We start from the raw sequence: 17,133 nt of genomic DNA on the forward strand, positions 1-17,133 counted from the left end.
TATGAAGAAATTTTACTATACACTTACAATTTTCGCATATAGTTTATATATTACTGCACAAACAACTGCTCCGACTGGAACTTCCAATGAAGTTGGTATAACCGAAGGACAACTTTCTGTCTCGCTTTCTGGAGGTGCTACTTATGCTGTTCCTATAGCCGTGCCACCAGGTATTAATGGTATCGTTCCACAAGTTAGTTTAGTTTATAATAGCCAAGGCGGAAATGGTATGGCTGGATATGGCTGGAATATTTCAGGGGTATCAACAATTACAAGAATTTCTGCTACCAAGTTTCATGACGAGACTATTGATGCCGTCGATTTTAATAGTTTAGATCGTTTTGCATTTGACGGACAGCGATTGATTGCGAAAAGCGGCACTTATGGTGCAAATTTAACAACCTATGAAACAGAAAATTTTTCTAATATAAAAATTACTTCTTATGGTGTACACCCCAGCGGTGCAAATTATGGTCCAGCTTATTTTATAGTTGAATATCCTGATGGATCCAAAGCTCAATATGGTAATTCTACCGATTCTAGATCCATTACAGATTGGGCAATTATGTATTGGGAGAATCCGCAAGGAGTTCGTATAAGTTATAGTTATATATTGGCCAATAATAATTTGAGTATTGAATATATTAAATACGGCGCTACCACTACAAATACACCAATCAACCAAGTAAAATTTGTTTACAGACCAAGACAAAGACCTGAACAAGCTTATATTGGAGGGCAAAGTGTCATTAGAAATAATATACTAAGTGAAATCCAAGTAACTGGCAATGGTGGAGTTGGTTTTAGATATTATGTTCTGAAGCAGGATCCTACTTCTCTATTGTATGAAAGATTGACTAGTATTACCGAAAAAAGCAGTACGGGTATTAGTTATAATCCTACTGTTTTTACTTATGGTGTAGCAAATGATTCAATAACATACACCAATATATTTTCAAATACAAGTACGGAAGATATCTCTCTGTATAATAATGCAACTGTTTCCGGAGATTTTGACGGGGATGGTTCTATGGATTTTATATCATATCCAATTACTGGCACACAAACCAAATCGAAATTTAGACTTTATCCCAATCTAAATAATGGAGTGAATTCAAACACAAGTGTTTCATACACCAGTGGCCTATTTGAAGATATTTTTGCATCGTCTCTAATAAAAGGAGACATAAATACGGGTTATAAGTTAATGCAAAAGCAAGGTTGGACACTAATTAAAAAAAGTGGATTGGCTACTATATTTTCAAACTATAGTTCTGAAATAGCTAATCCAATTTATTTTCAATACGAAAAGAATTATCAATTTCCGCAAGCTGTATATGGATATCCAAAAGTTTGTGGGGATTATTCTACATGGACAAATGTTTATTATGATATTCCTAAAAGTTATGTAAATGGTGATTTTAATGGTGATGGATTAACAGATGTAACAGTTATAGAAAAAGAAATTAACTACAATCCCAGTAGCTGTAGTAGTTTTGGTATACGTAGTGGAGGAAATAGTTATTTTGTTAACTTGGACAAAAGGATAACAAACAATTCTGTTGTTTCGTCTGGAACTATTATAAGCTCTTCATTTAGTAAATTCATGGTTGCCGATTTTAATGGCGATGGTAAGTCTGATATTTTTGTTTTTGATACAGGAAAAGTACAAGTTTATTCATTAAATGATGCAAACCAATTTGTCTTGCTTACTACTAGGCAAGATTTAGAAATAACACTAAATGATAAAGTTATTCTAATTGGGGATTATAATGGTGATGGTAAGTCCGATTTTTTAATGCCAAAATATGCTTCAAAAAATGACGGTCATACAGAATGGTACAAATATACCTCAAACGGAATCGATTTTATAAAAGAAGAACAAAATTATCCAGGTACAACATATCCTCCAAATACAGCTAATTTTGTCTATAGATATATTCCCATGGATTATGATAATGATGGGAAAACAGATTTAATTTCACTTTCTAATTATTCTCCAAATGCACAAACAAACTATGGTTCTGCGCGGCTTGCTGTTAATTATAATAAAAATGGAACTTTTAATTATAACGAGACCCTAAATGTAACAACTGTAACAGCAGTTGATTTAGTCAATTTAGACCCTTATGCAATTCCGATTTTTTACAATTCGAATCAACCAAATAAGAAATTAGAAATAGCTTGTGTTCGAAAAAATGTAATTGTCTATTTTCAGTCGAAAAGGGATTTTAGTGTAGAATCTAACTTAAAAAGTATAACAACTGGTAATGGTGTCAAAGAAACTATTACTTACAGTCCTTTAGTCAAAGATCCCTGTACTTATAATTGTCATCCTCTATATTTAGCGAATGAGGGAATTGAAAATTATCCCAATGTAGACATATCAGTCGCACCAGGTTTTCAAGTTGTATCTATGTTAGAAAAAGAAAGTAATTCAGTCAAAAAAAAGCAATTATATGCTTATAATGGAGCTGTATCTAATATGGAAGGTTTGGGCTTTCAAGGATTTAGATCAACGATGAGTACTAATTGGCATGATGATACAAAAATAATTATATCAAATATTTCTAAATTTGATATGACCAAAAGAGGAGCCAATTCTGAGAACTATTCTGTTCTTTATTTATTCTCTCCTTCCAGTAGTTTTGCTCCGACAGATTTTATCTCAAAATCAATTCTTACCTATAATAGCGTTGCTGATGCTTTGCAAACTAACAAAGTTTTTAAACTGAAGAATATTTTTTCAGAGCAATTCAATGGCTTAGACAATACCAGTAGCGAAACAACACCATTATATGATTCTGATAATAATATTATTCAATCAACCACTAAAGTCAAAAATGGAGTAACAGTAGAACAGACCACTGTTACAAATTTAACCTATGACAAACAAACTACAGGTACGTATTATATAGGTCGGCTTATAAATAGAACCCAAAGTGTAACTGTAGCAGGTGATGTAATGACTAGTGAAGAAAAATACATTTACACCAATCATTTACTAACGCAAATAAAGAAAAGAGGCAATGATCTAAATGATTATATTACTGAGGACAATGTATATGATGCTTTTGGAAATATTATCAAAAAAACAATAACCGTTCCAGCCGTAGCTCCCAATCCAGCACCAGATCCACGAGTAACCAGTTACCAATACGACACTTCGGGTAGATTTCTAATCAAAAGCACCGATATTGAAGGACTGGCAACAAATTTCGTTTATAACACCAGTAGTGGTGTGCTAACTTCTGAAACCAATCCGTATGGATTGACAACTACTTATGGTTATGATGTTTGGTTCAAAAAAATAAAAAGTACTGATTATTTAACTAAAAGCAATACGTATACTTATGTCCGCAGTACCGAAAAAACAATTGTCACAACGACAGGTGACGATGGCAGCGGTAGTGAAGAGACTTTTGATGATTTGGGCAGAAAAATAAAATCTGGAGTTAAGAATATAAATGGTACGTTCTCATACGTTGATTACCTGTACGATATTTACGATAGGAATTACAAAACAAGTGAACCGTATTTTGGAGCAAGCGCAACCCAGTGGAATGAAACTTTATACGACAACTACGGCAGACCAACTCAGAGTACGTCTTTTACAGGAAAAAAGATAGATATTACATATGCAGGATTAACAACAACAGTAGACGACCACATTAAAACTAAGAAATCTACCAAAAACGCCATAGGCAACGTGATCACCATGATTGATACGCCAGGAGGCAAAATAGACTATACCTATTTTGCCAATGGAAATTTAAAAGAATCCAATTACGATACTGTAAAAACTACCATTACCCAAGATGGTTGGGGGCGAAAAACGACTCTGACTGATTCCTCAGCAGGGTTGTATTCCTATAAATACAATCTATTTGGTGAAACAACATCAGAAACTACACCAAACGGTATAACATCCTATAATTTAGATAAATTTGGAAAGTTAGAAAGTAAAACTATAACCGATCCCAATATTGGTGCAACCAATAGTACTACAGCATATACTTATGATGGCATAAGCAAATTGCTAATAAAAACAGAATTTAATGATATCATTTCGAATACTAAAATAACGACTGAATATATTTATGATACAAAGAAGCGTCTCTCAAAAGTTACAGAAACTAACTCGATGGGGCCTGTTTTTATAAAAGACATAAGCTACGATTCTTTTGGAAGGACAGATGTTACGAAAAACACAGCCACATTAGGCAGTAATAGTATCGTAGCAAATCAAAATTTTTACAAAAACGGATATTTATGGCAAATTAAAGACTCGCCAAACACAAAAGTATTATGGGAAACCAAAGATACAAACGCAAGAGGTCAGTTAACAAGTGCTGTGCTGGGCAATACGATGACTATAACCAATACGTATGATACTTATGGTTATGTAACCAAAATGCAACATGATCTGGGAACTACTAATGTGATGAAGTTGGAAACTGCCTTTGATGTCCAAAGAGGTAATTTGACAACTAGAAATAATAGTCTTTTTGGGTACAAAGAAGCTTTTCAATACGATAGTCAGGATAGGTTAATTAGTACTATTACAGACGATTCTTTTCTTAATAATACCTTTAGTACCACAGATACTGAAGGATATCAAACGGAAGGTGGAGCAATTATAAGTAGTTCTGGTGGCGCACTTCAAACACAAGCTACAGCTAGCGGGGCTACAGTAAAGAAAATACTACTTACAGGAGCGACAATAGGCGATAAAATAACCCTGAATTTTACTTTGCAAAAAATTCAGGGAACAGATGTTCTAAACGTCTACATTCAAGAACAAGACCCAAGCTCGGGAACAGTGGTTAAATACTTAAAAACAGTAGCAACTGGAGGAGCGATTAGTATAACCCATACGGTAACACAATACAGTATTCTAAACCTAAGAATAGAAAAAGCCAATACCACCGCTATAAACGTTTTTATTATAGACAATGTTACGGCTGCAAAACAATCTACAACGACACAAGACTATGATAATCGTGGAAGAATAACCAAAAATGATATTGGGACTTATAACTATAAGGATCCCGATGCCCAAAAAGCATACAGAAACACTTCTGTAACCTTGACACCAAATGCATTAACCTATTATCAGGGGAAACAAAACCAAAACATAACTTACAATACCTTCAAGAGTCCTATACAAATTGAGGATGTTGGAATTGACAAACTCAGTTTTGTTTATAACGATAACAACGATAGAAGTATAATGTACTATGGTGGTACACAAAATGATAAACTATTACGTAAGTATAGAAAATACTATTCTGCTGATGGCAGTATGGAGATTAAACAAGATATAACAACTGGAGGGCCTATAGAATTTGTAACTTATATAGGTGGAGACGCTTACACAGCTCCTCTACTGGTAAAAAGTGACGGTACAACCCAAAAATATTTATATTTGCATCGTGATTACCAAGGTTCGATACTTGCCATAACAGATCAAGCAGGAGCCGTTATAGAAAAACGCCTTTTTGATCCTTGGGGTAGTATTGTAAAAGTACAAAACGGAGCTGGAGTTGCTTTGGCTGGATTAACTGCTCTCGATAGAGGATATACTGGTCATGAGCATTTGCAGAGTGTTGGGTTAATCAACATGAATGGTCGTATCTATGACCCTAAATTACATCGTTTTTTACAACCAGATAATTATGTGCAGGAGCCGTTTAATACTCAGAACTATAACAGGTATGGGTATTGTTGGAATAATCCTTTAAAGTATGCGGATTATAGCGGAGAGTTTATATGGTTTGCTGTTATTATAGGTGCTGTTATTGGAGCCTATAGTGGGGGTGCAATGGCAAATAATGGAGAATATAATATAGGAAATTGGAATTTTAATTCAAGTAAAACATGGGGTAATATGCTAGGAGGTGCTATTGTTGGTGCTGTATCAGGATATATAGGAGGTACAATTGCTACTGCTGATATTCCCTTTGCAAACACTTTAGGTATCGCTAGTGCTTCACTAACAAATTCTATTGCTAGTAATGCTTATTCTGGAGGGCATACAGATATTTCTGTCGGATTTGGATTTGGAAGTTTTAATTTTAGTACAGGAGAATTTGGTTATCTTGGTAAAAAAGGTAATTCATTTATGGAAAATTTGGGTTATGGGTTAGGAGCTTTAGCGAATATTGCGGATATAAATCAAGTTATAAATAGTACAGAAGCAACTCTAAATACAGATAATAGTGATTTTATTTCTCATAGTTCCATTAAAGATAAAAATACAGGAAACTCTTTAATGTCTTATGGGCCAGATGACAATAAAGTTCCAAGTACAAAATTGGGGTTTGCTCTTAAACTTAGGAAAAGTACATCTGATTATCATCTTGCTGGAACACTACCAGTAGACGTTACTGTAAACAAGTATGCAGTAAATCTTGTTCGGACTTTAGGTAAAATATTACCATATCAAGGTGCAACAACAAATTGCGTTAATATGTCTTCATTATCTCTTTGGCTTAATGGTATACCTAATATTGGATTACACCCATATTTTTTATATGCTACAACATGGGCTTATACAGCAGGAATCAGACCAGATTTATTTTCATATTATCTTCAAAATCATTAAAAATGAAACTATTAATAATTACAGTACTGATGCTTTTTAATTCGTATAAAAGTGAAAGCCAAAGTTATTCAACTGACGATAAAAATCTATATATATTCGAATACTATCCTAAAATTTATGGACAAGCTATTCTATGTTTTCTTGAAACACAAGATGCAAATGCATTACAAATTTCTTTTAAAATTTACTATACAAAAGATAAAATTTGTAAAGTAATAAAAACCATAGGCAGTAGTGAATATAAGTATCAGAAAAAAGAAGATGGAAATGTTTATGTTTACGGGCTGAAAATGAATTGTTATAGTAGTAAAGATTTTAAAGATAAAAGAATTAATAACGATAATTTTTACAAGTTACTATCATCAAATTTTCTTGATATAAATAATAAAGATAGATTAGCAATCCTGAATAAATTTTTGAAATAAGAAATCAAAAAGTTAGATATGCAAATACCCCGTCGTGCTGTGTGAATGTCTCCGACTTCGCACCCGTTCCAATAATCCAAATAGTTAATCAGGCAAAAAAAATGTTTATTTGTAGTAAAAAACTATTGTATTTGAATAAAAAAAAGTATGTCAGACGGATAAAAATAAGAGATCTGTTGGCACGAGTAATTTTTACATTTTTCAAAAACATAATGATAATAAAATACACAATTAATCTAAATCCTATTTTAGAATATAGATTCTATGAAACACAAATTACTTTTTACTATACTTTTATATACATCGCTGGCTTTCTCCCAACAGGAAGCTAGTAATTGGTACTTTGGAGAAAATGCAGGAATTAAATTCCACGCTGATGGTTCTGTAACCCCACTTATAGATGGGCAATTGAATACTATAGAAGGTTGTGCCACATTGTCGGACAGTAATGGTGATTTAATGTTTTATACAGATGGAATAACAGTTTACAATAGGAAGCATCAAATTATGTTAAACGGCACTGGTCTGAAAGGACATACTTCAAGTACCCAGTCGGCAACAATAGTCCAAAAACCAGGTTCTTCTAATTTATTTTATCTTTTAACAATAGATGCCATTGCTGGAACAAATGGATTAATGTATAGCGAAATTGATATCACTCTTGATGGTGGTTTGGGAGGTATTACAGCAAATAAGAATATCCAGATATTAACTCCTCTTTGTGAAAAACTTTCTGTTGTAAAGCATGCAAATGGAATTGATTATTGGGTTGTTTCACATGGTTGGAAAAACAATACGTTTTATGCTCACCTACTATCTTCCTCTGGCATAAATTCAACTCCCGTAATTTCAAATTCAGGTATTGTGGTTGATGATTCGTCAATAAATAATGTAATGGGTTATATGAAAATATCACCCAATGGAAAAAAAATAGTTTTATGCCATTTTTTTTTAGATCAAACACAGCTATTTGATTTTGATACAACAACAGGTGTAATATCAAATCCCATCGATATAAACGATGGACACCAACCTTATGGAGCAGAATTTTCACCAAATAGTGAAGTGTTGTATGTTTCTCTTCAACTAAGTCGTGAAGTTTTCCAATATGATTTGAATGCATCAGACATAGCTTTAAGCCAAAATTTGATTGTAACTTCTCCTTATTATTTAGGTGCATTACAGTTAGGACCTAACAATAAAATTTATATAGCAAATTTTAACACTTCGAGCCTAGGTGTAATAAACAACCCTGACATTTTAGGGGTAGGTTGCGATTTGCAAACCGGTTTGGTGAATTTGGGAGGAAGAAATTCAGTCATTGGTTTACCTGCGTTTTGCCAATCTTATTTTAATCCTTCATTCACGGTCAAAAATGTGTGCCACGGCAATACCACTGAGTTTACTGTTAATTCATCCGAAAACATAACTTCAGCAACTTGGGATTTCGGAGACGGTACTACTTCAAACACTATTAATCCAACTCATGTATATGCAAATACAGGCACATACAGTGTCACGGTTACCGCAACAAATGCAAACGGTACCAGTTTTAAAACTAAAGAAATAACTATTTATCAAGTCCCAACCTCATCAAAACCTGCTGATATGTTGGTTTGCGACGACAATAATGACGGTTTATATACTTTTGATTTAACAACGCAAAATACAGCCATTTTAAACGGCCAGGATCCTAGTTTATTTAAAGTAAACTATTATGCTAGTAATGTGCTTATTGCTTCGCCAACAACATATACTAATTCATTAGCCTATCAACAGGAAACCATCACCGCCGAAGTCTCCAACAAAGCCAATGGCGAATGCAAAAGCACAACCACTTTCAATATTGACGTATTTGATACGCCTTTGCCCAATTTACCAACTGCTATTATAAATTTAACGAGTTGCGACAACACCAGTGTTGGAACTGATAGTGATGGAAAAGTTATTTTTGATTTAACGCAAAAAGCAACTACGATATTAAACGGTCAATCGACTACTCAGTTTTTGGTTTCGTATTTCAAAGATTTGGGATTCACACAACCCATTTTGACACCAACGACCTATCAAAATACCAATCCAACAGAAACCATTTTTGTAAAAGTGGCCAACAAAGACAATCCTAGTTGTACAGCGACTACTTCATTCCAAATTGAAGTTTTTGCTTTGCCAGTCATTACCAATGTAGTCGACTTGAAACAATGTGATGATGATATCGATGGTTTTAGTGTTTTTAATTTGGAGGAAGCCATCAGCAAAATAACGGCCAATACAACAGTTGAAAACATTGCTTTTTTCAAAACGGCATTAGATGCACAAAACAATACTAACCCAATTCTAAACCCAACGAACTATACCAATCAAACCGTCAGTATCGACAAAATATTTGTTAGAGTGTCTAATGCTAACGGCTGTTACAGAATTGCTCAACTGAACCTTATTATTTCAACCACGCAAATTCCATTGGATTTTATAGAAAATTTCACCCAATGCGATGATGCTATTTCCGGCACCAATACAGATGGAATTGCTTCATTTGATTTTAGTGGTGTAACCGCTAAAATACTTAAGATAATGCCTGTTGGACAACAATTGGATATTACCTACTATAGAAATTTAGCAGATGCACTGGCAGAGAAAAATAGCATTTCGGATATTTCAAATTACAGAAATATAGGGTATCCAAACACTCAAAACATTTACATCCGTGTCGATAGCAGACTGAATAACGATTGTTTGGGATTGGGAAATCACATTACACTCACCGTCGAACCCATTCCTATTGTACAGTCAATGAAACAAAACCATTGCGACGACAATCAGGATGGGCTATATGCTTTTGACACATCTGCAATTCAAACTAACTTGCTGAATGGATTGTCCAATGTCTCTGTTTCTTATTTCGACCAAAACAACAATCCATTGCCAAGTCCGTTGCCCAATCCATTTATAACAGGTTCTCAAACGCTAAAAGTGGTTGTAAAAAACAATACCGCCAACGCCTGTTCATTTGACACCACATTGCAGTTTATCGTAGACGATTTACCCGAGGCCTTTCCAATACCCACATCACGAACAACCGTTTGCGATGATGAAACAGATCCTGTTTTACAGGACGGTAAATTTGCTTTTGACACTTCCGGTTACCAAACTGCAATTCTGGGAGGACAGACGGGAATGACAGTCAATTATTTTGATGGGAATAACATTGCGCTATCCAGTCCGTTGCCGAATCCTTTTGTAACCGCTACACAAACTATAAAAGTGGAAGTGGTCAATCCAATAAATCCAACTTGCACGGCGACAATAGTAATTCCATTGGTTGTTAATCCAGTTCCGAAGATTCAATTAACAGGAGACGAACTGGTCTGCAGTGACTTGCCCACTTTTACCAAAATTATCAATGCGGGGCTACTGGACGAAAGTCAAAAAAATAATTTCACTTATACTTGGACACTCGATGGAAACCTCATTACAGGAGAAACGAATTATGATTTGACGGTCAATAAAAAAGGAATGTACAAAGTAGCAACAACCAATAGTCAGGGCTGTTCCAGAACAAGAACTATCACGGTAAACGCATCCGACAAAGCAACTGTAAAAGTAGACATTGTTGATTTGTCTTCAGAAAACAGCATAACCGTTTTGGCAACAGGTGCTGGCGACTATGTTTTTTCTCTGGATAATGAATATGGAGACTATCAAAACAACAATACATTTGTCAATGTTCCTGCGGGAATTCACACTGTTTTTGTAAAAGACCTGAATGGTTGCGGAATAGTTCCTCAGGAAGTCGCCCTTTTGGGAATTCCAACGTATTTCACGCCCAATCAGGACGGGTACAATGACACCTGGAACCTGAAAGGGGTAAATACAATTTTCAATGCAAAAACTACGGTTCGAATTTTTGATCGTTACGGAAAATTGATAAAAGAAATTAATCCAATGGGCGACGGTTGGGACGGTACATACATGGGTCAGCAAATGCCCGCCACAGATTATTGGTATTCGATTCAGCTACAGGATGGCAGGGCCTTCAAAGGGCATTTTGCATTGAAAAGATAGGGAATTTATAGCCACTTTAATTAATTAGATTTAGTTGATTCAATAGTTGAATTTTTTAATGCAAATTTATTTCTTAAAACCATCATATCCTCACTCACTTTTTTGTCTAATATCTTTGCATAATGCTGTGTGGTTTTTAAATTTTTATGACCTAGCATTTTGCTTACGCTTTCTATAGGAACACCATTTGTAAGGGTCACAGTCGTTGCAAAAGTATGTCGAGCAATGTGGAAAGTTAATTCTTTTTCAACATCACAAACAGTTGCTATCTCTTTTAAATATCCATTCATTTTTTGGTTGCTTAAAATTGGAAGTAATTTACCCTCATTGATACTCTGTGGATGGTTCTCATATTTATCGATAATCATTTGCGTCACTGGAAGGATTGGGATTTAAAGATAGAAAAAAGATTACAAAATACGATGTGAGAAAGATATTTAAATCCCGATGGCGGATAAGTATCTAAGCACGATAATCCGGATGGGGCGGATTTGTAATCCATGCGCACAAAGTAGATCAACAATCTAAAACACCCGAGGCTTTATCCGAACTGACGAAGTTGCCACTCGCAAGGATTTGCCCTCAAACGAAGGAAAGTAAAGAAGTAATCGATGCACACACAGTAATTAGACAACCCACTTCCCCCTCGTTCTCAAAATCAATCCAAAATTATTCTATTGATATTTTGTAAGGATTAATATGTATATTTGATTTTAAGAAAGGGTAATATAAACATTATATCCCTTTTTTTGGAGGATGTGTTTGACGAAGTCACACGTATATATTAGTTATGCCATTTTAGAAATCTCATTAAAAACAAGAACCTATGCCTGTTTTAGTTGATACACTTTTTAAAGAATTTAATTTGGAATATTCAAAGCCCTATAAATGGAATGAAAAGCTTGATGCAGATTTTAATGGTGTTTATATAATATCGACATCAAATAATCCAAAATTACCCAATCAAAGTAATATTGGATTTAACATCTGTAACAGAGCGTTTGAAACTTGGCTTATTGAAGCACCAGATTTAGAAATTGAAGGACAAAAGGTGACAGATATTGTTCAAGTTAAAGAATACTTGACAAAATTTTGGAATGTTAATGAAAACATACTTTATATCGGAGAATCAACTTCAAAAACGAATCCAATTAAGAAAAGAGTTAATCAATTTTATATTCATAAGGTCGGTCAAAAAGGTCCACATACTGGAGGTTATTGGATAAAGCTTCTAGCGTGTCTTGAAGATTTACATATATTTTTTGCGAAAAGTTCTAATCCAAGAGAAACAGAATTTAAAATGATAATGAAATATGTAGAATTAAGTTCCGGTAAAAGTTTTTTTGACCTTGAGAATTTAAGTAATTATTTTCCTTTTGCTAATTCAAAAGTTGACATATTGAAAAGTAATTCAATCAAAAATCATATAAACAAAAATACTAGAGCCAAAAAGAAAAACGGCGGATAACAGGTACAACGAATTTGGGCAATTGACTTAATGGAAATATAGTTTTGTATTTGGGAGATTTGGCAAATCCGAAGAATAGGCTTAATTTAGTACCAAACCCGCTGTAGTAGTGGGACATTAGCGGTAATCCGCCGCCCCCATAGTCCGCGTGCCTTACCTCCCGAAGCTAACGTCAAAAAGTGAAAAATGAAATGAATTATTAAAGAAAAACAATATATTAAAAATACTTGATTTTAAAAGCATTATAAAAACGTTAGTTAGAATTTTAAAAACTAAAAGAAAAATAAGATGTTTAACCAAATAATATCCCAGAAAAGTGGAAAAATCTATATTTATAAAACATCCGTCAAAATTATTAAGTGACCTTTACTCTAAAAAAAATTATCAAGGAGCAAATCCATTTGATGCAAAAATTTTATTTGTCGGAAGAGACCCAAATTGGGCAATTGATTTAGAAAGTAAAGAAATGTTCAATTTTGTTTCTGAATATCTAACTGATGGAATATCTTTTTGGAAAACGCACAATATTCATCACCCTTTTTTATTGCCAAATTATAAAGGTGATGGCAAACGATATCATAAAATTTTTTCTAAACTAAAAGTTGACAGTAATGAATCAAGTAAAATTTCTTTCGTAGAATTACTTGGTTTTCCTACCACAGGAATGGCTAAAAAAAATAATAAGATATTTTTAGAGTATTTAATTTCAGAAGAAAATCGAAATCACTTAATTGAGCTGAATAACTTATTAAACGATTTTGAAAAAACTATATTCATTGCTTGGGGACTGATAGAAGATTTTAAATTCTTAAACCGAAAAACTGGATTATTTAAAAAATTTGCTGAATTAGATAAAAGTGAAATGAATATAAGTGACTTAAATGAATTTGAAAATATTTATATTCATCGACATTTTTCCGATGCAATTAGTAATATAACGCTTGAGAAAATGGAAATAAAACTTAAACAGCAACTGCAAAAAACTACCGCTAACACACGCTACAAATAATTTGGGTTTTAGGCTTAATTTGAAATTGGTTTTGCATTTGGGTCCCGATAGCTATCGGGATTGGCAAATCCAAATAATGGGTTTAAATTAGTCCCAAACCCGTTGTAGTAAAGGGACGTTCTGCGCTACCTATTAACCGAAAGGGGACTATTAAAAAGTACCAGTTAATTAGAGCAAAAATTCATTAATACTAGTTTCAAATTTTTGGATATTTTAAATGAAGAGAAATGAAGCATATTTTATCAAAATGAGGAAAACCGTAAGATTGAATAATATCCAAGCTGTAAATTTGATTTTTGTACTTTCAAACTAATTTGAAATATATAAATAAAGTTTTACAGAAAATACCTCAAAACTCATTCAATATTTTTATAGGATATTTAGCCAAAAACAATTAGATTTACAATTCGTACTTGCAGTTGGAAACTTTTATAAAACAACAGAATGTACATAAAGTTAATAACACACAAAAATGGCATTCAACGAAGATTCTCGTGTTAAAATCCCTACTATACTCCATTTAACCCGTTTAGGATATAATTACATATCATTGAAAAATGCCGTTTGGGATGAAAACACAAACATTTTCAATACCGTTTTTATAGACAGTATTTCTAAAATCAATCCAACTATTGATTTATCCGACTGCCGCAGACTATTAGATGAAGTTTCTTTATTGCTCGATAATGAAGATTTGGGAAAAGCTTTTTATGAACGGATTACAGAAAAATCAGGTATTCGATTAATCGATTTCGAGAACTTTGACAACAACACTTTCAATATAGTAACAGAGCTGACTTGCAAAAAAGATGATGAAGAGTTTCGCCCAGATATTACACTTCTAATCAATGGAATGCCTTTGATTTTTATTGAAGTAAAAAAACCAAACAATCAAGATGGGATTTTAGCGGAGCACAAACGCATTCAAACTCGTTTTGAAAACAAGAAATTCAGAAAATTTGTCAACATCACACAATTAATGATTTTCTCCAATAATATGGAGTATGACAATAGTTCTCCGATGACAATTGAAGGGGCTTTTTATGCCACAGCATCATATCAAAAACCATCCTTTAATTATTTTCGAGAAGAAGATACTTTTGATTTGAATGCACTTCTGACTGAAATTGATGATGCCAATGAAACGGCTATTTTAAAAGACAATAACGTAGTTGGAATCAAAAATTCTCCGGAATTTATAACCAATAAAAATCCTGATACACCAACCAACAAAATCTGTACTTCTTTGTTCCAAAAGGAAAGGTTGCAGTTTATGCTTCAATATTCAATAGCTTATGTTAAAGGAAGTAAGGGCTTGCAAAAACACATTATGCGTTATCCACAGCTTTTTGCCACCAAAGCCATTGAAAAAAAGTTAGAAGAAGGGATCAAAAAAGGAATTATTTGGCATACACAAGGAAGCGGAAAAACAGCCCTAGCATATTACAATGTTAAATACTTGACGGATTATTTCCAAAATAAAAATGTTGTCCCAAAATTCTATTTTATTGTAGATCGATTGGATTTGCTAATTCAGGCTGGAAAGGAATTTAAAAGCAGAGGATTAGTGGTTCATAATATTAATTCAAGAGAAGAATTCGCAAAGGATATTAAATCGACTAGCGTTATTCATAATAACTTAGGAAAAGCTGAAATAACCGTTGTCAATATCCAAAAATTTCAAGACGACCCTGATGTGGTCCGGAATACCGATTATCAATTGAATATTCAGCGGGTGTATTTCCTAGATGAAGTACATCGTAGCTATAACCCAAAAGGGAGTTTCCTGGCAAACCTAAATGAATCGGATACCAATGCTATTAAAATTGGATTAACTGGAACTCCATTATTGGGAAACGATTACAATTCCAAAGCATTGTTTGGTGGTTACATTCACAAATATTATTACAATTCCTCTATTGCTGATGGATACACACTTCGATTAATTCGTGAGGAAATTGAAACGAGTTACAAACTGACAATGCAACAAGCATTAGAAGATATTGAAATTCTAAAAGGAAATGCCGACAAGAAAATCGTTTATGCACATCCGAAGTTTGTAGAACCAATGCTCGATTATATCGTTCAGGATTTTGAAAAAACGAGGATTGCAATGAATGATAATACCATTGGTGGACTGGTGGTTTGTGATTCATCCGAACAAGCTAAAATGTTGTTTGAAATATTCGAATCCAAATATTCGGAAAAAAAGACAAATAACGAAACGCTCTTGTTGGCTGCCGAACCTTCAGAAAGCTACGGAAGCAAAAAGAAAACAGAAAGTAAAGTAACTTCCGCAGCCGTGATTCTTCATGATGTGGGAACGAAACAAGAACGCAAAGATAAAGTCGAGGAATTCAAAGACGGTAAAATTGATTTCCTATTTGTGTATAATATGCTACTAACCGGTTTTGATGCGCCACGATTGAAGAAATTATACATTGGCCGGGTCATCAAGGCCCACAATTTATTGCAAACTTTAACACGTGTTAATAGAACTTACAAAGAGTTTAGATACGGTTACGTAGTAGATTTTGCCGACATTCAAAAAGAATTTGACAAGACCAACCAAGATTATTTCAACGAATTGCAGGAAGAATTGGGAGACGAAATGGTTCATTTTGAAAACCTATTCAAATCGGCAGAAGAAATTGATTTTGAAATCAAAGAAATCAAAGATGTCTTGTTTCCTTTTGATATTAAAAATGCGGAGATTTTTTCCCAGCAAATCACTCAAATCAATGACAGAAGTGAAATGTTGAAAATCACACGAGCTCTAAACAATGCAAAGTGTTTGTATAATTTGATTCGTTTATCTGGCAATTATGAAATGCTTGATGAATTAGATTTTCATAAACTTACTGTATTATCAAGAGAAGCCAATAACCATTTGGCTCTCATCAATACCAAAGAAGCATTAGAAAACAATGTAGATACTTCGAATTTGTTGAATATCGCTTTAGAAGACGTTTATTTTGCTTTTGTAAAAATTAAAGAAAGTGAAATGGTATTAGCAGATCAACTAAAAAACACCTTGCAAAAAACTAGAGAAATGTTGGGCGGTAATTTTGATAAAAATGATCCTGTGTTCATCTCGTTAAAAGAAGAATTGGAACGTCTTTTCAAAAAGAAAAATTTGAGCGAAGTGACAAAGGAAGAAATGGAACGCAACATTGCAGCATTAGAAAAAATATATGCCAAAGCCAGAGAACTGGAACGCAAAAACCTATTGATTAGAGCCAAGTATGATAACGATGAAAAATACGCTCGCTTGCACAAACGCTTAATGGAAAAAGATCCTTTGACCGACAGCGAAAGTAAATTGTTTGAAGCTTTGCAAGGACTAAAAAAAGAAATTGATTTGCATATTATTCAAAACTCAAAAATGCTCGAAAACGAAAGTTTTATTGAACGAATGATGATGCGATTGGTGATTGACCAATTCAAAAACAAACAACATATTCCGCTGGATGCTGCTGCGACAAAACGCATCAACGGAATGATAGTAAAAGAATACATGAACGAATTTTATGGAAGAGTGGCCTAAACCCTCTACATT

General features: G+C 33.7%; 7 protein-coding genes. 6 read left to right on the top strand and 1 reads right to left on the bottom strand.

Annotated features, from left to right (window positions below; genetic code table 11):
• Position 1 precedes the first annotated feature (1 nt).
• The 3 genes from OLM57_RS14455 (at position 2) to OLM57_RS14465 (ending at position 11,097) form a co-directional block, all read left to right on the top strand.
• On the top strand, positions 2-6,607 hold the full coding sequence (locus OLM57_RS14455) for an RHS repeat-associated core domain-containing protein (protein WP_264564394.1): 6,606 nt from the start codon (positions 2-4) through the stop codon (positions 6,605-6,607).
• 2 nt (positions 6,608-6,609) lie between these two features.
• Positions 6,610-7,032 carry a hypothetical protein gene (locus tag OLM57_RS14460; protein WP_264564395.1) on the top strand — a complete coding sequence of 141 codons (423 nt, stop codon included), beginning with the start codon at positions 6,610-6,612 and terminating at the stop codon, positions 7,030-7,032.
• 264 nt (positions 7,033-7,296) lie between these two features.
• The gene (locus OLM57_RS14465) at positions 7,297-11,097 is read left to right on the top strand and encodes a T9SS type B sorting domain-containing protein (protein WP_264564396.1); all 3,801 of its coding nucleotides are present in this window, start codon (positions 7,297-7,299) and stop codon (positions 11,095-11,097) included.
• A 20-nt stretch (positions 11,098-11,117) separates the two neighbouring features.
• Here the strand turns inward: OLM57_RS14465 and OLM57_RS14470 are convergent, their stop codons facing one another.
• Positions 11,118-11,465 (bottom strand): site-specific integrase, encoded by a 348-nt coding sequence (locus OLM57_RS14470; RefSeq protein WP_413614329.1) that lies wholly within the window; start codon positions 11,463-11,465, stop codon positions 11,118-11,120.
• 458 nt (positions 11,466-11,923) lie between these two features.
• On the opposite strand from OLM57_RS14470, the gene OLM57_RS14475 reads away from it, so the two are divergent.
• The 3 genes from OLM57_RS14475 (at position 11,924) to OLM57_RS14485 (ending at position 17,121) form a co-directional block, all read left to right on the top strand.
• Positions 11,924-12,565, top strand: coding sequence for a hypothetical protein (locus tag OLM57_RS14475; protein ID WP_264564397.1), 642 nt, complete (start codon positions 11,924-11,926; stop codon positions 12,563-12,565).
• A gap of 316 nt (positions 12,566-12,881) precedes the next feature.
• Positions 12,882-13,574: a CCDC90 family protein gene (locus OLM57_RS14480; RefSeq protein ID WP_264564398.1), complete on the top strand. Its 693-nt coding sequence runs from the start codon at positions 12,882-12,884 to the stop codon at positions 13,572-13,574.
• A 472-nt stretch (positions 13,575-14,046) separates the two neighbouring features.
• Positions 14,047-17,121, top strand: a complete 3,075-nt coding sequence (locus tag OLM57_RS14485; RefSeq protein WP_264564399.1) for a type I restriction endonuclease subunit R — start codon at positions 14,047-14,049, stop codon at positions 17,119-17,121.
• Positions 17,122-17,133 lie beyond the last annotated feature (12 nt).

The sequence above is a fragment of the Flavobacterium sp. N3904 genome (assembly GCF_025947305.1).
Classification (GTDB): domain Bacteria; phylum Bacteroidota; class Bacteroidia; order Flavobacteriales; family Flavobacteriaceae; genus Flavobacterium.